The organism is Candidatus Scalindua japonica, from assembly GCF_002443295.1.
GTDB lineage: Bacteria > Planctomycetota > Brocadiia > Brocadiales > Scalinduaceae > Scalindua > Scalindua japonica.
The window spans coordinates 1-19,383 of the sequence record NZ_BAOS01000014.1 but is presented as its reverse complement, the minus strand read 5'-3'; the positions used below and the strand labels follow the sequence as shown (position 1 = coordinate 19,383).

Annotated in this window: 17 protein-coding genes; 12 read left to right on the top strand and 5 right to left on the bottom strand. The window is 40.2% G+C overall.

Annotated features, from left to right (window positions below):
* The first annotated feature begins 157 nt into the window (after positions 1-157).
* Complete coding sequence (locus SCALIN_RS08865; protein WP_096894151.1) at positions 158-802, top strand: PEP-CTERM sorting domain-containing protein; 645 nt, start codon at positions 158-160, stop codon at positions 800-802.
* A gap of 435 nt (positions 803-1,237) precedes the next feature.
* Positions 1,238-3,310 (top strand): ATP-dependent helicase, encoded by a 2,073-nt coding sequence (locus SCALIN_RS08860; protein WP_096894150.1) that lies wholly within the window; start codon positions 1,238-1,240, stop codon positions 3,308-3,310.
* Positions 3,311-3,559: 249 nt separating this feature from the next.
* Here the strand turns inward: SCALIN_RS08860 and SCALIN_RS08855 are convergent, their stop codons facing one another.
* On the bottom strand, positions 3,560-4,837 hold the full coding sequence (locus tag SCALIN_RS08855) for a hypothetical protein (RefSeq protein WP_096894149.1): 1,278 nt from the start codon (positions 4,835-4,837) through the stop codon (positions 3,560-3,562).
* A gap of 410 nt (positions 4,838-5,247) precedes the next feature.
* Between SCALIN_RS08855 and SCALIN_RS08850 the strand changes: the two genes are divergently transcribed.
* From SCALIN_RS08850 to SCALIN_RS08835, 4 genes are all read left to right on the top strand, one after another.
* Positions 5,248-5,487 (top strand): hypothetical protein, encoded by a 240-nt coding sequence (locus SCALIN_RS08850; protein ID WP_133111793.1) that lies wholly within the window; start codon positions 5,248-5,250, stop codon positions 5,485-5,487.
* Positions 5,488-6,026: 539 nt separating this feature from the next.
* Positions 6,027-9,131: an efflux RND transporter permease subunit gene (locus SCALIN_RS08845; protein ID WP_096894147.1), complete on the top strand. Its 3,105-nt coding sequence runs from the start codon at positions 6,027-6,029 to the stop codon at positions 9,129-9,131.
* Between the two features lie 392 nt (positions 9,132-9,523).
* Positions 9,524-9,952 carry a hypothetical protein gene (locus tag SCALIN_RS08840; RefSeq protein WP_133111791.1) on the top strand — a complete coding sequence of 143 codons (429 nt, stop codon included), beginning with the start codon at positions 9,524-9,526 and terminating at the stop codon, positions 9,950-9,952.
* Positions 9,953-10,109: 157 nt separating this feature from the next.
* Entirely contained in the window at positions 10,110-10,370 is a 261-nt protein-coding gene (locus SCALIN_RS08835; protein ID WP_096894145.1) for a hypothetical protein, read from the top strand.
* Positions 10,371-10,501: 131 nt separating this feature from the next.
* On the opposite strand, the gene SCALIN_RS08830 is transcribed toward SCALIN_RS08835, so the two are convergent.
* The 3 genes from SCALIN_RS08830 to SCALIN_RS08820 are packed head-to-tail and all read right to left on the bottom strand — an operon-like array spanning position 10,502 to position 12,808.
* A complete protein-coding gene (locus SCALIN_RS08830) occupies positions 10,502-11,074 on the bottom strand; it encodes a molybdenum cofactor guanylyltransferase (RefSeq protein WP_096894144.1) in 573 nt (190 codons plus the stop codon).
* Positions 11,075-11,107: 33 nt separating this feature from the next.
* Entirely contained in the window at positions 11,108-12,160 is a 1,053-nt protein-coding gene (locus SCALIN_RS08825; RefSeq protein WP_096894143.1) for a 6-phosphofructokinase, read from the bottom strand.
* A 27-nt stretch (positions 12,161-12,187) separates the two neighbouring features.
* Complete coding sequence (locus SCALIN_RS08820; RefSeq protein ID WP_096894142.1) at positions 12,188-12,808, bottom strand: MBL fold metallo-hydrolase; 621 nt, start codon at positions 12,806-12,808, stop codon at positions 12,188-12,190.
* A 209-nt stretch (positions 12,809-13,017) separates the two neighbouring features.
* Here SCALIN_RS08820 and SCALIN_RS08815 point away from each other — a divergent pair, with 209 nt between their 5' ends.
* The 6 genes from SCALIN_RS08815 to SCALIN_RS08790 all read left to right on the top strand — a co-directional run bounded on the left by SCALIN_RS08815 (position 13,018) and on the right by SCALIN_RS08790 (position 18,242).
* Positions 13,018-13,695 (top strand): methylenetetrahydrofolate reductase C-terminal domain-containing protein, encoded by a 678-nt coding sequence (locus SCALIN_RS08815; protein WP_096894141.1) that lies wholly within the window; start codon positions 13,018-13,020, stop codon positions 13,693-13,695.
* Positions 13,696-14,889: an FprA family A-type flavoprotein gene (locus tag SCALIN_RS08810; protein ID WP_096894140.1), complete on the top strand. Its 1,194-nt coding sequence runs from the start codon at positions 13,696-13,698 to the stop codon at positions 14,887-14,889. It abuts the gene before it with no gap.
* 142 nt (positions 14,890-15,031) lie between these two features.
* Positions 15,032-16,045: a DHH family phosphoesterase gene (locus SCALIN_RS08805; protein WP_096894139.1), complete on the top strand. Its 1,014-nt coding sequence runs from the start codon at positions 15,032-15,034 to the stop codon at positions 16,043-16,045.
* A 91-nt stretch (positions 16,046-16,136) separates the two neighbouring features.
* Positions 16,137-16,298, top strand: coding sequence for a rubredoxin (gene rd, locus SCALIN_RS08800; protein WP_096894138.1), 162 nt, complete (start codon positions 16,137-16,139; stop codon positions 16,296-16,298).
* On the top strand, positions 16,298-17,335 hold the full coding sequence (locus SCALIN_RS08795; protein ID WP_096894137.1) for a zinc-binding dehydrogenase: 1,038 nt from the start codon (positions 16,298-16,300) through the stop codon (positions 17,333-17,335). Before rd ends, SCALIN_RS08795 begins: the two co-directional genes overlap by 1 nt.
* A gap of 124 nt (positions 17,336-17,459) precedes the next feature.
* Positions 17,460-18,242 (top strand): sugar phosphate isomerase/epimerase family protein, encoded by a 783-nt coding sequence (locus SCALIN_RS08790; RefSeq protein ID WP_162532230.1) that lies wholly within the window; start codon positions 17,460-17,462, stop codon positions 18,240-18,242.
* A gap of 337 nt (positions 18,243-18,579) precedes the next feature.
* Here the strand turns inward: SCALIN_RS08790 and SCALIN_RS22090 are convergent.
* On the bottom strand, positions 18,580-19,383 hold an 804-nt coding region (locus tag SCALIN_RS22090), incomplete at its 5' end, for a hypothetical protein (protein ID WP_162532229.1).

The following is a 19,383-nucleotide window of genomic DNA, read 5'->3' as shown; positions in this document are numbered from 1 at the left end:
TTGAGATATCTAACAAATGCCACGAGTTTCACTAAAATGTAAGAAACAAAGTGGCAGTCTGGCATGGAGGCCGGACTTTCTGAATAGAAACTTTATTAACGTAAATTAGTTCGTTTTTGTTTCTATTTTAAACCTTATGGATGAGGAGGCTGCTCTAGTGTTACGGTATAAAACAATTCAATATTTGCTTTTCATGTCTATGGTTCTGACCTCAGTTTGTGCTTTGTCTGTACCGGCAAACGCGTTTTCCATTACATTTGACTTGCGCGGAGCAGAGGGTACTTTTGTGGATGGTTTAGTTACAGGTCCTATAACAAAGAATGGATTGACCGCAACATTGTCATCCAATGACGGCGTATTAAACCAGACTGCGGGTGGATTCGGAATTAACGCTTTGGGAGCTGGTGATGACACCGATACAATTGATAACGGCTCCGGTGTTACCGAATTGATTACCATCACATTTGATCAACTTGTCACGTTCGACCAACTGATCCTGTCATCGTTTACCAATGCGGAAGATGCAATTCTGACTATTGCCGGTGGGCCACCAATTACGCTGGTTGGCACCGTCCCTTTAGCAGACGTGTATAACTTTCCGGTAACTAACACTATTCCTATCGGGCAATCAGTCATGCTGGCTTATAACACAGGTAATGGATTCAGCTTTGATGAGTTCACTGTGACGCTTGGAATTGCTGCAGTCCCGGAACCTCAGACTGTTGTACTTTTGATTATTGGTCTGGCTGTATTGGGAGGGTGTTTCTTGAAAGTTAGATTCAAACACCAGACTAAACCGTAAAATTAATACCAAAATTGGGCGATTCTTGACCAGAAATGTAAGGGGGATGTTTCGCTCGTCCCCGCCAGAACCGCTTTGTCGGGCTGGCGAACGGATTCATCCGGGCGGTCAAAAACCTTTTTCACACGGCCCGTCTGGCCTGCCCGATTTGTCATTCAGGTGGAAAAACGTGCCATGCAATTTGTGATTCATTTAATGGATAGTATAAATTTTTGTATAACTATTGATTATAAATGATATTGCAATAATAATATTGTACTAACATAATAATTGTGGGACGATGTATGTTCTTCTTCTCAACTGAGTTACAAAAACCTGTTGCATTCTGCCGCTTTTTGCTTTACCATTCCCCCTCTTGAAAATAGTCGCCTGTCACCAAAACGCATTGTTTCTCAATGAAACAAGATTTCCAGATCTGGACTCTTAAAGATAGAAATGCCATTAAGCCTCTTAAACGAAGAACAGTTAAACGCTGCTACTGCTGAAACCGGACGTAATATCGTTATTGCGTCTGCCGGAACGGGAAAGACTTCAACAATAGTTGGAAGGATTGCCCATCTTCTCAATTCTAATGTGGCACCTCAGGAAATTTTACTACTCACGTTTACCAATAAAGCAGCTACTGAAATGGTGGAGAGGCTGACACGCTTTTTTCCTAATGAAGTTACTTCAAGAATAGAAGCTGGTACTTTTCATGCAATCTGTTATAAGCTTTTGAAAAAGCACAATCCCGGTCTTTTGCTGAAACAACAGACAGAACTTAAAACACTTTTTAGAAGCATTTATGAAAAACGTGAGTTTAAAAAACTTGCGTACAAGGTAGCTGAATACTCAGCTAACTATCTTTATGATATATATTCGTTTTACCAGAACACAGAACTGGAGCTTGGCTTTGGAGACTGGATGCGTGACAACTATCCTGATCATGACTTCTACTCTGATATATATGAAGACATATCTAATGAATATGAATTGATGAAGGAGAGCTACGGCTACATAAATTTTAACGATCTGCTGATCAAGACGAGAGACCTCTTAAACGCGGACCTGTTTGTAAATTATAAAGAAGTTTTAGTGGATGAGTATCAGGATACAAACTCTCTGCAAGGCTCACTGATAGATAAAATGGACCCCTCTTCGCTTTTCTGTGTTGGAGATTATGATCAGAGTATTTTCGCGTTCAATGGCGCCAATATAAATCTGATAGGTTCTTTCTCTAAAAAGTTTCCAGGCGCAAAAGTGTTTTCTCTTAAAAAGAATTATAGATCAACTGCATTGATCCTCTCTCTGGCGGACAGAGTGATAAACTTTAATGACAGGATATATCCGAAAGAGCTGATAGTGGTGAGAAAGGACGATCCGGTAAGTCCATCACTATTGGAATTTAATGAGCTTTTTGAGCAGTACAGTAAAGTTTCTTATATGATAAAAGGGAACCCCTCAAATTATGAAGATGTGGCTGTGATATTCAGGAACAACTCTTCGGCAGATGGAATAGAGGCAAGTTTAAGAGAACTTGGTATACCCTGTAAAAGGAGAGGTGGAAAAAGCTTTTTCGACGCGAAAGAGGTAAAAATACTTTTTGATATGTACTCGTTTTTTGTAAACCCCAAAGACATGATGGCCTTTATTCATATCTTCGAATACGCGAAGGGCATCGGCAGCGCGACAGCGAAAGACATTTTTGAAGCTTTGAAAAGATTGGGACGTGGCTCCGCTTACCAGGGTATCCTCCATCCTGACACTAGTATCAGAAACCCATTTGAAAAAAGAAAAGTGAATTATCAACTGGCCCTGTTTGATGATTTTGTCCATCTGGAAAGTGGGTCCAAATTTTCACACCTGGAGTTAGATGATAAGATTGCGAATAGTCCGATACTCAAACATCCAAAATTAACAGATGAGAGTGTCCGGTTTTTGAATGATTTTTATCTATTGTATAAAAGGATAGTCAGGACCAAAAAACCAATCTCCATGGTTGAAGCAATAAGTGAATCGAAGATCTATAAATATATTACCAATATTTTAGCTGATCAAAGGGCTTTAGACAGAAACAAGAAAATCAATGAAGAGGTAAAAGAGAGGGCTATCTTAAATATTAAAAGAAAAGTTTCTCTCATTAAAGACCTTACAAAAAATTATACAGACAACCAACGCTTCCTCAACTCCATGATACTCGGCTCAAATGAACTTACAAAAGGTGAGGGTGTCAACCTCTTAACCGTTCATGCAAGTAAGGGCCTGGAGTTTAAAGACGTCTATATTCTCGATTTAATGGACGGTCGTTTTCCCAATAGGAAATTAGCTAATAAAGGTGGTAGCATAGACGAAGAGAGAAGGCTTTTCTACGTGGCAGTAACAAGAGCAAAAGATGGCTTATGGCTCTCTTACGCAAAAGTAGACAAAGTAAAAAAGCTGAGGTTTTACCCGTCACTGTTCTTATACGAAGCAGGGCTTATAAAAAACAGAGAAGAGCACCAGAAACTGTTGAATGAGAAGTATAAGTAAAATTAAGTCAGGCAAAAGTAAGAACATTTCTTCACTTTCGATAGGTTTTGTGTCCGCCCGATTTATAGATTTATACTATTGCTGCTTCTCATGTTAAGGAAAAAGAAGAAACATGGAATGGTGTATTTCAGGCAACCTGAAACAGGTTGCCTGAAATGGTTAAAACTTTACGGCTAAGGGTTAGCCTGTAAACCAAAAATCTGCCACAAGCGCTTATTCATTGGCAATCTTTAAATATCTTGCGCTCTTTCAGTTTTTCTTAACTTTTCTGGCTGAATTTCTACGCTTATTTTTACTGTTTTTATGGTGTATGACTCTTTCGTCAGAAAAATTTAAATGGTCACGACACCACTCCTGCATCCAAACGGAATCGGGAAATATAAATTCACAAGGATCATAGCAAGGCCCATCAGTTTGATCAGGGTCTACATAGTCTGGAATGCCGTCGCAGTCTTTATCACCAAAACCTTCATCGGCATCAGAAATACCATCGCCATCAGAATCTGTATCAAGATAATTAGGAATACCGTCTCTATCACTATCAACACTGCCCTCGTCTTCAGTCAGGATACCATCTCCATCGTCGTCAGTGTCCAGGATATCAATCACCCCGTCCTTGTCAGTATCTTTCGGTTTATTGGGGTTTTCATTACCAAATTCTGTACCATCTCCAATACCATCACCATCAGTATCTGATGAAAAAGGATTGCTCCCGATAGATATCTCAAGTCCATTGCTCAATCCGTCACCATCCGGATCTCCATGCGGACCATCATGATCATCAGGGTCAAGGAAGTTTGGAATACCATCGTAATCTGAGTCTGTGCCGTGAGTACCTAAAGCGGGATTATGTTCTTCTTCGTCTGATTTCCCATCACCATCAGAATCTGTATCTAGATAATTTGGGATGCCGTCACCATCAACATCATTATATAAAATGAATTCACCAGTATCCAAATCAAAGTAACCAGCAAAGATATCATCTATTATTTCATCAGATGTACGAATGCCGTCGCCATCGTCATCTGTGTCAAGGTGGTTTGGGATACCATCATTATCAGTGTCCAGCTCTTCGCAATCAGGTCCCATTTCAGCAGCATCTGATAGCCCGTCACCATCAGAGTCGAGTTCAAATAGTTCATCCGGGCATGGAGATTCGTCATGGGCATCAAGAAAATTTGGTATGAGATCTCCGTCATCGTCATTTAAACCTTCATCGATATCAAGCTTACCGTCACCGTCGGAATCCTCGTCCAGATAATTAGGTATACCATCGCCATCTGTATCAATATCTCCCTCAAGTATGGTGGGGATTCCGTCACCATCATCGTCTACGTCTTGATAATCCGGAATTCCGTCATTATCATTGTCAGGCTGTGCCGGAGGGCAATCGGTCATGGTCTCATCGACACAACCCAGCTCCACCCAGTCTGGAATACCATCATGGTCTTCATCAGACTGAGCGAAGACAGCAGTCGGAATTGTAAGTAGTAATAATGTTGCAAGAATTACTATCAGAATTTTCATGACAAATTCTCCTAAATTATCTGTTGTTGAGATTATTAGTAGTTGTTTTAAAACAATAGATTGTCAGAGCTTAACTGAATTAAACCAGGTTATTAACAAAATAATAATAACAAATACCTGGCAACACTTTTAATGTTCTGTAAACTCAATTAAGGCATAACCAATTTTAGTTTTAATCGTTTATATATGCGTACTAAACAAACAAATAGTAACGAAAATGGGTTTTCGAGTCAAAGAAAATAGATAATTATTGATTTAAGGTATGTCGGACTTTATGAGTTGAAGATTTATCTGTTAAAGAAAAGGGACCGCACACCCGGCATTTGGGTTTAACTGACCAGTGCCATAGTGCCGGTAGCCTTCTGTCGCATTCAGGGCACCGACCGCTAATGACACCCCACAGGCAGTATATGCAGGATATAAGATATGGCACTACCAGTATAAATTCCAGATGTGGGACGTCCAGATACAGACATATTGTAAAAACTATGCAGAATATGGCAAAGCAGATAGGTGTTCCAAGCCAGAACCGCCATCTTTTCTTACGTAACAAATTTATCTTAATAGAGTGTTCCAAGGAATTATTTGTCATAACCTGGCAATTGAGAATAATGTGTGTTTATGAAGCTCTCTCTTTTAATAGATTGTAACAATAAAATCAAGGGAAAGTTTATGTAAAGTTTTTAAAGAGTAGATACATTAAGCATCTGTCAGGTAATAGCCTTTACAGTGTAAATGGGTGGCATGGATACCCCTTCGCGCCAGAACAGTCTTGTCGGGTTGGCGAACGGCAAGGCCCGGCGGGAACTTGTTTGTCCGTGATTTTCACAAATTACCTGATTGAGCAGAGTATGTTAAGAGAGTAAAACTCTGACGTCCTCGTGTTCGACAGTAAAAATGTACACCTGCTTTTCCCTGATTCCATACGATTCTTTTCAGTCGAAAAAACCCGTAGCTATCTAAAGTTATTAGATGTAGAATTTGTAAAGTCTTTAAGGTTGTTCGGGGAACAACCCTACAGATATTGTAACCTGTTGTCCTCTCTTAAAAGTAACTTGGTGTACAGAGCAATGTTTGATAACACTTCGACTCCCCGTCCGTACCGGCCCGGGCCGGTACGGACGGGGAGTCGAATGATGGTTCTTGTAGCGATAGCGACTTAATTTTGTTTTCCAATAATACCAGCATCATGAATATACCTGAATTTGCTGTTAAACGGCCGATAACGACATTAATGATAATCCTTAGTGTTTTGGTTATTGGCTGGATATCATTATACAGAATACCTCTTTTATACATACCGGAGATTACAGGCCATTCCCTGAGAGTAAACGTACCTTATAAGTCGTCTTCTCCGCAGGAGGTTGAGGATTTGATTACGCTGCAGGTAGAGGACGCTCTCGGGACTGTCAAGCACATTGAAATAATTGAATCAAGGTCAACAGATGTGAACTCGGAGGTGTCTTTAGAGTTTAAGATGGGTACCGATATGGATATCGCCACTCTGGAGGTGAGAGACAAGATAGAACAGATAAGGAATAATCTACCGGATGAAGTTGATAATATACGCATCTTTCGCTTCAAGTCCGGAGATCTGCCGGTTGTGGAGTTTAGTGTGTCTGTACATGGTGATATCGGTGAATTATACGATATTGTTGAAGATGTTATTAAGCCGAAGATCCAGAGGATAGATGGTGTTGCGAGCGTAGATGTCCGTGGTATTGAAAAGAAGAAGTTGTTAGTAGAACTGGACCTCGCCAGGCTCAAATCTCATAACATTGATACGTTTTCTTTAAGAAGATATTTGAGAACAAATAATATAAATGTATCAGCGGGTGACTTAATTGAGGGGTCGTCAAAGTATTTAGTGCGTGTAATAGGGGAGTTTCAGAATGTAAATGAAGTAGCATCTTTACCGGTTAACAGAAAAGGTATAAAGCTTTCTGATGTTGCTGATATCAGATATGGATATGCTGTCAAGGAGAGTTATCAGAGGCTCAACAGCCGGGAAGCAGTTAAGGTGAGAGTAATGAAAGCGTCTGACGCGAATATGGTGGCTGTGGCCAGAGAAATTATTAATACCGTTAACGGGATCAAGGCAGACCCCAGAATGAAAAATCTGGCTATACATGTATATCGTGACCGGTCCCAGGCAATACTGGAGAGACTGAAGAGTTTAAGGAATGCCGGATTATTGGGTGGTGCGCTTGTTGTTGCCATACTGTTCTTTTTTCTTCACAACGTTAGAAGCGCGTTGTTAATAACTGCGGCAATTCCGATTTCAGTATTATGTACATTTTGTCTGATGTTTCTGATGAGAAGATTTGTCGGTTCAGGGGTGACCCTGAACATTATTTCACTTACGGGATTGATGCTGGCAATAGGAATGATGGTTGATCCCGCAGTTGTAGTCCTTGAGAACATTTTCAGGCATAAACAGGAGAGGTGTCTGAGTTTAAGGGAGGCGGCTGTTTTAGGGAGCAGGGAGGTCGGTGTGGCGATCATAGCCGCAACAGCCACGACCATATGTGTTTTTATACCGCTGGTGTTTCTTTCAAAATCCAGGATGGGTGTCTTTATGCATGACTTTGGAGTATCAATATGCTCTGCGTTGGTCTCTTCGTTATTTGTAGCATTGACCCTGATACCATTGGTCGCGTCAAGATTTCTCAATTTGACTGAGTTATCCGGTCTGGTGAGAGAACATAGTAAACCTGTCAGGAAATCAGAGTCTTCTCTAATAAGGAAACTGACTATCTGTTATACAAAATTTGTTGAGTTGACGTTGCGCTCCAGGTGGATCACGGTTGTAGCCACGATATTCATTGTGGTTTTAGCACTCTATCTGTTTGGAAGACTTGAGACGGAGGTTGTCAGGCGAGGTATTTATAGAGAGTCACGTGTGCAGGTGGATGTGCCGAAGAGTTACAGCATTGACGACACAAAAGAACTCTTTGAGCGGTTAGAAGGAATTCTCCGGGAGAACAAAGAGGAATTGGAGATCGAAACTGTTTCCAGCAATTTCCAGAGGAGTGGAGGTTCTCTTGCAGTCTACTTTGCAAAACAGGAAGTGGCAAAAAAGGCGGTTTCTGTCTTGGAAAAAGAGATGAGATCTCTGTTTCCGGTAATTCCCGGTGTTAAATACAGGAAGATGTTTGGACACGGTCGTAGTGGTAGCGGAAGAGAGGTAAGTATTGAAATAAAAGGGAGAAATATTAATACGCTGACCAGGTTGTCAGACGATATAAAGGACAGGCTAGCAGATATGTCCGATCTGTATGATGTTCAAACGAATCTGGAAAAGGGTAAAGACGAAATCATTGTATCAATTGATAGAGATAAAGTAAGGAGATATGGATTGACATCTGAGAGAGTCGCGTATGGTATTGCTGGCTCTCTGGGAAACAGGGCTGTGAGTAAGTTCAAAGTAGAAGATAATGAAATTGACATAGTACTTCAGCTTAAGGAGAAAGATCGACAGCGTCTTGACCAGTTACAGAACCTTGAGTCAGAAAATAGTGAAAAAAAGAGTGTTGTGTTAGGGAGAGTGGTTGACTTTGAACAGAGGAGGGGCCCAGAGGCTATTGAAAGAAAAGATAGAAAACCAATAGTGATAATCACTGCTCAGTATAAGAAAACAGGACTCAAAAAGATTAGAGATGATATTATGGAGAAGATGGCAGGATTTAACCTTCCTGCCGGATATGAGTGGAGTCTGGGAGAGGAATTTAGAAGATTTGAGAGTGAAGAGGCAGAAACCAGGTTTGGATTGATACTGGCTATTATACTGATTTATCTGATAATGGCGTCACTGTTTGAATCATACATTCATCCACTGGCAATCCTGCTTACAATACCATTTGCATTTACTGGTGTGGCAATTGTCTTTTATTTTTTGAGAGTGCCTCTTGACAGTGTTTCCCGTCTGGGATTATTGCTTTTATGTGGTCTTGCAGTGAATAACGCGATTGTTCTCATAGACTATGTTAACCGTTTACGAAGAGGAGGTATGGAGAAGAGTAAAGCAATTGTCAAGGCTGGGAGGGACAGGATGAGGCCTGTCCTGATGACAACGTTTACAACTATCCTTGGGCTTTTGCCAATGGTACTTCCGCTTTTTTTACCTTTTCTGTTTGGGCCGTTTGAGGGTAGGGAGAGCATCTGGGCGCCGGTAGGGCTTGTTATGATTTCAGGTTTAGTTACGTCTACAATATTAACTCTGGTAATTATGCCTACAATCTATTCGTTGATTGACGACTTTGGAATGTGGGTGAAGAGGGTTTTTGGATTTTAAGATCCTGGTAAAAAGAAAGTTCACCTGCCGCATAGTCAAGAACGTCATGAAACCAGAAATCTTTTATAAGCTAATAAATCCTTAAGCTTTGTGTGCCATGCACAGGCTGGCTACTTTAGCTCACTTCAAACTTAAGCAGTTTCAACTTATTCTGACATTGTGTCTGCTTGCAAAATAGTTCCTATCATAAATATGGACAAATTGTCAGATATGGGGAATTGTGTTGCAAAAACCAATTCGTTTTGAATGTTTCCAGTTGTTTTCTATCATCGGATAATGAAAGGGCTTAAGGCAATATGTGGTATTGCCTGGATCATGGCATATTTATTGCGAACACCTATACGTGGATTATGGCTTTAGTTTTTTTTCCGGTATTCCAGGAGGTATGCGGAATGGAGTTATTACACGATAGTAATGATTTGGTTGGGAGCCTGGATTGTGAGTTAAAGCGTCTTGAGGAGAAAATAGATACAAGTCTGCCTGTTACAATAGTGGATGACCTGCGCAGGTTGAATGATGAAATCAGACGCCTTAAAGATGTAGAAGCAGTGATGAATACAGTTGTTTCGTCCGTAAAAGAGCAGGATGGTACAATTAAAAAATTAGAAGAAGGAGCAAGGAAAATAATCACAGAAATGACTTCTCAAATTACGGCAACGGAGGTAGTGGTTGCAGGCAAACATAGGGATTTAATATCTAAAATAGATGAAATTAACGGTAGAATCGATAGTTTAGAAAAGAAAATAGATGTTGCCGTACGTGAGCTAAAATCAGAAGCGAGAAAAACATCATTTCTCCGAAAGCTGTTATGGCTGGATTAAGGAATGTCTATACCGAACAGTGTATGTATTAACAGATTATATTCAAATATTTTATTAATTCCCTGAAATGGATAAACAGATTCTAAACCCATTTTTATAACCCTTATATCTTATTTCTGCTTGAAAAAAACAGGTCAATAATGTACCATTTTCGATAATGAAGTTAAGAAATATATTATTAATCTTAATACCGTTATTACTTTTTGCCTGTACCGCATTAAAGCCTGTAGATAAGCTGACTGACGAGGAGTTGATAGATAGATACTATAAAACCGACCTTAATCTCTATATGGTGAAACGTGCGTCCGGCAGCACAGAAAGCGATTATAGCAGCAATGATGCTGACAAGATAAAAAAAATAGAAGATAGATTAACAATCATGAAGCAGGAAATGAATAAAAGAGGGTATATGCCTTAGCATTTTCTTGTGGTGGTTCGGCTCGATCTTGGCTTTTGGCAAATAATAAAGTTTTTAATTGATTAAACTTTTCAAATTCTGCAAAAAGATACACTTCTTCCTGAGTTTCCTGTATTCATCAGCGGATACAATTACTTTTTTATTACATCTTCATATTCATCCCTGGTATTCAGGTTTTTAATTGCACTTTTGAAATTATTCGATGATGCCAGGTTGTCCAACTCTACTATTTTAACATTAACTTGTGGAAAGAAACTGATTATACGGAGATTGTTCGCGTCAAGTTCTCTCTTGATTGGATCAATACAGTTTTTTGAATAAAATGCGTGTAATGGTTCCAATCCTCTTTCACTCTTTGGAATAACGACATCATACTCTTTTGTAAGAGATTTAAGATGTTTTATCAGCTCCGTCTCTACAAATGGCATATCACAAGCAAGCATAAATGTATGAAAACTGCTAGAGCTTATCAGGCTGGTATATATTCCTCCCAATGGGCCTCTACCGGGATCGATGTCCTTGTAAACCGGCAAATTCAAATACTCATATTCTGATGGTGTATTAGCTGAAATAGAAATTTTATCAAATATCTCTCTGAGTAATTCTATCTGCAGTTCTATGAACGTTTTGCCTTTTAATTTGAGAAATGCCTTATTGGATCCCATTCTGCTGCTCTTGCCGCCAGCAAGAATTACTGCATTCATAGGTTTAGCCCTTTATTAAATAAAATTATTTTGTCAGCCAAAAAACACTTTTGCAATGTCATACCAGTAGTCATCAACTATTTTGTTTTGTCCAATTACATCCTTAAGGTCTACGGATATAATTTCATTTCCCTTTAAAACAACAATTTTTCCAAATTCACCCTTGTCTATTGATTCCATGGCAGCTACTCCAAAGCGGGTGGATAAAATACGGTCGAATGCTGTGGGAGAGCCACCCCTTTGAGTATGGCCCAAAACGGTATTTCGGGTCTCAAACCCGGTTCTTTTCTCAATTAAATTTGCCAGTACTGATCCGATACCACCCAGCATAACATGCCCAAAATCATCTTTATTGTTACTTTGAAGTGCAAACCCTTCTTTTTCTCTATCTGCTACAGATATCTTTACTCCTTCTGACACAACGACTATACTGAAATTTTTGCCACTCTTATGCCTTCTAATTATTGATTTATAGACGTCTTCCATATCTAACGGTTTTTCCGGTATCATTATGATATCCGCACCACCGGCAATACCTGCAAATGTTGCAATCCATCCAGCATGCCTTCCCATGACCTCTACTACCATCACTCTGTTGTGTGATTCAGCAGTAGTATGCAGCCTGTCAATTGCATCCATTACAATATTTACGGCCGTATCAAAGCCAAATGTGTAATCGGTACACAAAATATCATTATCTATTGTCTTGGGGATGCCAATAACATTGACGCCCATTTCTGATAACTTGTATGCCACGCCCTGGGTATCATCACCTCCAATAGCGACAATGGCATACAGGCCGAGTGCTTTAATATTATCCAGAATTCGTTCTTGGTCCTTTTCTTTGCCTTCCCCAAAGGGGTTTGTCCTGCTTGTTCCAAGTATGGTGCCTCCTCTGGGAAGAATTCCGGAAACACTAAACATATCAAGTTCTTTTATATTTCCTTCAATTAAACCTTTCCATCCTTCCAATATGCCATACATTTTGTAGTTGTTATCTTTGATCCCTTTTCTAACAACTGCGCGGATTGTCGCGTTTAATCCGGGACAGTCTCCTCCTCCTGTTAAGATACCTATCTTTTTCATAAATAATTTCCTCTCTCTTTTTTTTAATTATTTCAGAAACGGATTGTGCTCTTTTTCATTTCCTATTGTTGTAGAAGGACCGTGTCCGGGATATACAGTGGTAGAGTCACCCAGAGGGAAAAGCCTCTCCTTTATTGAATTAATTAGTGTTTCATAAGAACCACCCGGCAAGTCCGTTCTGCCAATAGAGCTTGCGAACAGAGTATCTCCAACGAAGACACTACTATCTACGTTATAGCAGACACATCCTGGTGAATGCCCGGGAGTATGAATAACCGTAATAGTCTTATTACCTAAAGAAATTGTGTCACCGTTATTGATATATTTATTAACCTCAGGTTTGGGAATAGGCTTAAGTCCAAACGATGCAGCTTGTTCACTCGCATTTGAAACAAGAAACAGGTCCTCTTTGTGGAGAAAGAACTCTATCTTGAAATAGTCCTGTATCTCTTTCACTCCTCCTATATGATCAAAGTGCGCATGTGTATTGATGATAAATTCTGGCTTGAGCCCTTCTGCTTCAATCGTTCTGATAATTGCATCTGCGTTATCTCCAGGGTCGATAATGGCGGCCTCCTTTGTATCCTCACATCCTATTATATAACAATTTACCTCCAAAGGGCCTACTACAATATTCTTATTGATCATTAAAGCGCTCTCTTGAAAGTTCTGAAAAAATAATGATATTTATTTTAAGCATAAATGCCGTTCTTGTTCAACAAATAAATTAGCTTCTTACTGTCGGTCATTTATTTTGTATATAAACAGTGTTTTTTTACTTCATTTTCATTGATTTTATGTTATTATTCGGAAATAGATAATATGTATGAGTCTCAATATTTCCAGGGAGAAAAATTATGATAGTGGCTGAGTCAAAACCGTTTAAAGAAATTTATGAATTGGTTAAAGACTTCAGTAAAATTTGCGTAATTGGTTGTGGAGATTGTGTAACTGTTTGTCATACTGGTGGTCAAAAACAGGTAGAGGAGCTTGCAATTAAATTACGCATTGCGGCGAAGAGAGATGGCCGCACGCTTGAGGTAAAGGAAGAGACCGTTTTGAGGCAGTGTGAGCAGGAGTATGTTACGCCAATAGGAAATTATATTAATGATTATGATGCAGTGGTTTCCATAGCATGTGGCGTGGGAGTGCAGACATTAGCTGAAAAATATACCCCGGCAAGGGTGTTGCCTGGATTAAATACTACTTTTATGGGTGCACCGGTAGAACCGGGCTTGTTTCTGGAGAGATGTGCCGGTTGTGGTGATTGTGTGCTTGACAAGACAGGCGGCTTTTGTCCTGTAAGCAGGTGCTCGAAAAGTTTGCTTAACGGTCCATGTGGCGGGTCGATGGAAGGTAAGTGTGAAGTCGCGGAAGATGTGCCGTGTGTCTGGAATCAAATTTTTGTACAGCTTGACAAGCAGGAGATGGTGCATTGTATGGATGATATCAGACCACCGAAAAACTGGTCTGTAAGCACCGGCAGTTCTCCGCGTAGATTAGAAATCAAACATCTTCAAATGGAGAAAGAATAAATGGATCAACCGGTTAAGATTAAGGAAGACGTCTACTGGATCGGCGCTCTGGATCCAGGCCTCGTAGTATTTGACATTGTTATACCAACAAAACACGGAACAACTTATAATTCCTACCTGGTTCGGGGAGAGAAGATCGCTGTCATAGAGACGGTGAAATCCTATTGTGTTGACGGCTTTATTTCGAAAATAAGATCGTTAGTTAGACCGGAAGACATTGATTATATTATTATCAATCACACAGAACCTGACCATTCGGGAGGTTTGATCAGATTGATGGAGTTGGCACCTAAAGCAATCCCAGTGTTTTCCAGAGGTGCTAGATCTTTTGTGAAGAATATTCTGCACAAAGAATTTGACTACAAAGAGGTGAAGGCGGGTGACACTATTGATCTTGGTGGTAAGGTTCTGAAGTTCATATCCGCACCATTTCTCCATTGGCCAGATACCATGTTTACCTATCTCGAAACTGATAAAATACTTTTTCCCTGTGACGCATTTGGTTCACATTATTGCAGTGATAAAAGATTTAACGATGAATTGGATTCCAAGGAAGAAGCATTTAATGCGTATGAATTTTACTACGATACTATATTAAGGCCTTTTAAAAAACACGTTATCGATGCTCTGGACAACATAAAGGATATTGATTTAGATATTATTGCTCCGTCTCATGGACCTATACTAAGGGAAAATCTGGACAAATATATTGAAGCTTATAGAGAATGGGCAGGAAAGACAAAAAAATATCCTGACAAAAAAAAGATAGTAATTATATATGTATCATCATATGGCAGCACAAAAAAGATGGCGGAATCTATTTATAGAGGGGCATGCCTTCCAGATACAGATGTTTCACTTTTAAATGCCGCAGAAGTTGATATGGACTCCTTGCTTGACGAAATTGATGCTTCTGATGGTATTATCCTTGGGACACCTACGCTGAACGCAAAAGCTCCAAAGCCAATATTTGATATTATTTCAAGCCTGGTAACACTAAATATCAGGGGTAAGGCGGCGGCGGTCTTTGGATGTTACGGATGGAGTGGTGAAGCGGTACAGATAATTGAAGATATCTTAAAAAGTTTACGTTTCAAAATAGTTGTTGAAGGTTGTAAGTTAAGGATGACCCCTTCTGAAGAAGCGCTGAACGGATGTGAAGAGTTTGGTAAGAAGTTTGTATCAGTTATCTAAATACTATTAAGATAGACCATTGCGCTTTTAAGCCCGGATATGTGAATTGTCCTTCCGTAACCGATCATGCCTCAACCAGACGTTTCCTTTTGATAATGTGAATTCAATAAATCTGGCGAGTGAAAGGCTCTAAATTATTTTAATGTGGCAGGAAATTGTAGATATTATAAATGACGGTAAGAAGTTCATAATAACCACACATCTCTTTTCTGAGGGAGATGCGATCGGCTCTGAACTTGCGCTAAAACGATTTCTTTGTAGTATAGATAAGGAGGCGGTAATAGTAAACAATGAGGCACTTCCTGCCGTATACCATTGTTTTGATACAGATAGCGATGTTAAGTTTTTAAAAAACAGGGATATAAATGTAAATCTTAATGATTTTGATGCTATATTTATTGTTGACGTTGCTGATTGGGGACAGTTGGGTGATTTTGCAGATATGATTAAGACAAGTCCAATTACTAAGATATGCATCGATCACCATGCGTCTAATCCTGGCTATGCAGACATTAATATAATAGACAAAGAGGCATCTTCTGCAGGAGAACTGATATTTGACTTGATCACTTTTATGAATGGAGACATTAGTCTGGAGATCGCAACACCACTATATCTCTCAATTGCAACTGATACCGGTTGGTTCAAATTCAGTAATACAAGTGTAAAAGCGTTAAAAGCCTGCTCTGACCTGATTAAGGTCGGGGTTAAATCTGAGGTAATATATGAGCAACTTTTTAATAATAAACACATGAGCTATTTGAAGTTGTTGAACCTTGCGCTTGGTATACTGCGTCCGGAATGTGATGGGAAAGTGGTATGGACCAAGTTGACAAAAGATATGATAAAATCATCAGGAGTAAAATTTGTGGATACGGATGTTATTATTGATCTTGTTCGTGCTGTAAAAGAGGTGGAGGTTGTAATTATTTTCAGAGAAATTGGTGAGAGAAAAACAAAGGTAAGTTTTCGATCAAAACATACGGTAGATGTTGCTAAACTCGCCTCAGACTTTGGAGGTGGCGGGCACGTGCGTGCTGCCGGTGCGTCAATAAACGAACCTGTTGATACTGCTATTGGGAACATAATATCAGGAGTAAGAGAATATTTTGAAGAAAATGAGCTGTGTGTTTCTAACACCAACAGCCATCTGTAATTCTATGTAGCGCCCGTTTCCCAAACGGGCCGATAACTGGGAGTAAGCCCGTTTGGGAAACGGGCATTATATAATCTAGGAGGTAATTAAAATGACAAAATGGGAATGTACAGTTTGCGGTTATATATATGACCCGGAAAAAGGAGACAGTGTTAACGATATAGCACCAGGTACTCCATTTGAAGACCTGCCGGATGATTGGGTATGTCCTGCATGTGGCGCCGGCAAAGATGCATTTGAGAAAGTTGAGTAATGAAGGCAACTCTTTTTAAAGAACATGGTGGCGTTGATAAATTAATATACACCGAAATTGAGGAACCAGAGGTTTCTTCTTCAGAAGTCCTGGTTAAAGTAAAGGCATGTGGATTAAATCACCTGGATATCTGGGTAAGGCAGGGATTGCCGGGTATCACGATACCGCTGCCACATATACTCGGTTGCGAAATTGCCGGAGAAATAGCAGGAATTGGTAGTGCGGTTGAAGGCTTAAATATTGGGCAGCGTGTTCTTGTCGCACCTGGTATAAATTGTGGTAAGTGTGAATACTGTCTTAATTCTCATGATAGTCTCTGCCATGAATTCAGGATTATGGGTTTTCAGGTAAATGGCGGCTATGCAGAATATGCAAAAACCCCGGCGGTAAACATTATTCCTGTAACGGATAAGTTGTCTTTTAATGAATGGGCTGCAGTGCCACTGGTATTCTTGACAGCGTGGAATATGTTGAAGACGCGTGGAGATTTGACAACAGGAGAAGCGGTTCTTATTCATGCTGCAGGTAGCGGTATAGGTAGTGCTGCCATACAGATAGCAAGGCTCAGTGGAGCGGATGTTATTACAACAGTTGGTAGTGATGGAAAAATGGAGAAAGCAAGAGAGCTTGGTGCCGACCATGTAATAAATTATTCCAGGGAGGACTTTGCAGAAAAAGTTAATGAGATTACGGGTGGAAGAGGGGTTGACCTGATTTTTGAACATATTGGTCCGGAAACATGGGAAAAGAGTATGTTATGTCTTAAGCGGGGCGGTAGAATTGTTACCTGCGGTGCCACAAGCGGACCAACAGTAAATTTTGATCTAAGATTTTTATTTGCTAAACAGCTCTCGGTTTCAGGCTGTTATATGGGGAGCAGAGGCGAATTGATGAAAGTTATGGAACTTATTGAATCAGGCAGATTGAAATCGGTCTTAGATTCTGTTTTTCCTCTTAAAGATGCGGTTGCCGCTCAAACAAAGATGTTGGAGAGAAAACAGTTTGGTAAGATTGTTCTTGTTCCTAATGAGGCATGAAGCGAAACCCGAAATTATTACTATAAATCTAAATCCTGGCTTATTTCCTGCATATCCTTTAGAGAGAACTCAAAGAATTCGCTTAAGCACTTTAAACTATGTTACGGCTGAGCTCTTTTATAATATGATAAAACAAAGAACCGGTATTGTGTTGGAATCTTTTCGTTTAAGGATTAAGGATGGTATCAACGTTGCTTCTACCCTTGGTTTTAAAGGCATTCAAATCGATGCTACACAGAGAGAGATAGCGCCTGAGAACATATCTCAGACAGGCAGGCGTGAGTTGAAACGTATTTTAGATATGAACAGATTATGTATCTGCGCTCTGAGAGGAGAACTCGGTGCTGGCTTTACCAATCACAATGAATTTGATTATATTATCCAGAGGACAAAAGAGATTATTAATCTTGCACTGGATTTACAAACCGCTATTATAACCGTACAGATAGGCAGCATACCAACAGATCAAGGCACTACACACTGGCATGCCCTAAATACCGCCCTCAGTGAGATTGGACAGCATGCTGAAAATTACGGATGCAGACTTGCTGTCAAAGCTTCATATGTTAATTATTCAACACTGAAAGACTTTCTGAAGTCCCTGCACACTGATGGGGTAAAAGTAATATATGATCCGGCCTCTTTAATGACAAACAATCTGGACCCGATAAAGGGTGTATATGAATTACACGAATATATAGTCCATACAAATCTATGGGACACCAGACAAACGGAAGAAGGTCGACAGATCGAGGTGCCCATTGGAGACGGCATTATACCGGTAGAAGAGTTCGCCTCTTCACTTGACTCCACAGGATATTATGGATTCTACGTTATCAATTCCAAAACGATGCAGAATCCCGTTGAATCTATCAAGAAAAGTAAAGAATTTCTGGATAGATTTTAGATTTACTCAGTAACGTCAGGTTAAGTTTTTGCATATTACACACTAATGCTCCAAAACTGTCATTCCTGCCCACCCGGCTCCACTGTTCGCCAGCCCGACAATGTCATTCTGGGGGGGGACGGATACATATTCGGGCAGGTATGCTTTAAACGGGAATCCAGATTAAACGAGTTACCTGGATAACCGAAAAAGAATTCGGGTATGACAAAAGTGGTATTTGCAAAAACCTAACCGGATGCTTCCGAATATTTGTAATTAAAATAAATAAGATTTTACTCCTTTATTTCCTGCTTCTCTCAGCAGCTGAGATCTGTTTGATGTTGGATTGTTTAAGAAATCAGAAAAGACGCCATATGATGATCATAACGGCAAAAGCACCGCCATAGATGCCTGGAATGAGATAGAGTGTCCATGCACGACTCCAGGATTGACTAACATGGGTTACGGTAAGTTTCCTAATGACAACAGCACTGACCGCAATACCACCGCATATTAAAACCAGAGACAGCGCAGTTATAACAGGATCGCGCCAGACAGGTAATGGCGCCAGTTGGATGGATTTGTTAATGATGCCTCTCGCAGACTCTATGCCAATCGGGTCAGTGAAGGCGTTTTCCCAGTAGGGGATACGTGATGTTGTTTTGAGTAGTGCTTTAACTGTGTGTGCTGCAGCCATGATCGGGATGAATGCTGTACCGAAAATGCAGAGATATTTTGCTATAGACAGTTTTCCTCCTGCCAACCTGAACAGGCCGTATGGAAGGAGCCAGACCAGTATCGGCAGGACTATAAAAAGTGTCAATGATTTGATCAGTCCATGTGACCAGGTGTTCTCTGTACTCAGCAACATATTTGTATTTTCAGGCATCCAGATCAGTAGCTCCTTTGTAACTTTCCATTCGGTAAATACTTCGTAAACTACAAACCCTGACACAACAAGACAGAATGCTGTCTGTGCGGCAGACATTGGCCTGAGTGCAAAAATATCCTTGAACCATGGTCGTACAAACAAGCCCGGATTAGGACGTCCTTCAGCGTCGGGGTTATTATGTTCGCATGACTTTACGCACTGTCCACACAGCAGGCAGTTTGTGTTGTCATCAACGTGTGCGGGGTTCAGGCCAACTCCACAACTGCGCCC

Coding starts and splice junctions, on each gene's coding strand:
- SCALIN_RS08815 (WP_096894141.1), top strand. CDS start 13,018: ATGATAGTGGCTGAGTCAAAACCGTTTAAAGAAATTTATGAATTGGTT.
- SCALIN_RS08795 (WP_096894137.1), top strand. CDS start 16,298: ATGAAGGCAACTCTTTTTAAAGAACATGGTGGCGTTGATAAATTAATA.
- SCALIN_RS08840 (WP_133111791.1), top strand. CDS start 9,524: ATGGAGTTATTACACGATAGTAATGATTTGGTTGGGAGCCTGGATTGT.
- SCALIN_RS08820 (WP_096894142.1), bottom strand. CDS start 12,808: ATGATCAATAAGAATATTGTAGTAGGCCCTTTGGAGGTAAATTGTTAT.
- SCALIN_RS08860 (WP_096894150.1), top strand. CDS start 1,238: ATGCCATTAAGCCTCTTAAACGAAGAACAGTTAAACGCTGCTACTGCT.
- SCALIN_RS08810 (WP_096894140.1), top strand. CDS start 13,696: ATGGATCAACCGGTTAAGATTAAGGAAGACGTCTACTGGATCGGCGCT.
- SCALIN_RS08835 (WP_096894145.1), top strand. CDS start 10,110: ATGAAGTTAAGAAATATATTATTAATCTTAATACCGTTATTACTTTTT.
- SCALIN_RS08805 (WP_096894139.1), top strand. CDS start 15,032: ATGTGGCAGGAAATTGTAGATATTATAAATGACGGTAAGAAGTTCATA.
- rd (WP_096894138.1), top strand. CDS start 16,137: ATGACAAAATGGGAATGTACAGTTTGCGGTTATATATATGACCCGGAA.
- SCALIN_RS08830 (WP_096894144.1), bottom strand. CDS start 11,074: ATGAATGCAGTAATTCTTGCTGGCGGCAAGAGCAGCAGAATGGGATCC.
- SCALIN_RS08845 (WP_096894147.1), top strand. CDS start 6,027: ATGAATATACCTGAATTTGCTGTTAAACGGCCGATAACGACATTAATG.
- SCALIN_RS08855 (WP_096894149.1), bottom strand. CDS start 4,837: ATGAAAATTCTGATAGTAATTCTTGCAACATTATTACTACTTACAATT.
- SCALIN_RS08850 (WP_133111793.1), top strand. CDS start 5,248: ATGCAGGATATAAGATATGGCACTACCAGTATAAATTCCAGATGTGGG.
- SCALIN_RS08825 (WP_096894143.1), bottom strand. CDS start 12,160: ATGAAAAAGATAGGTATCTTAACAGGAGGAGGAGACTGTCCCGGATTA.
- SCALIN_RS08790 (WP_162532230.1), top strand. CDS start 17,460: ATGATAAAACAAAGAACCGGTATTGTGTTGGAATCTTTTCGTTTAAGG.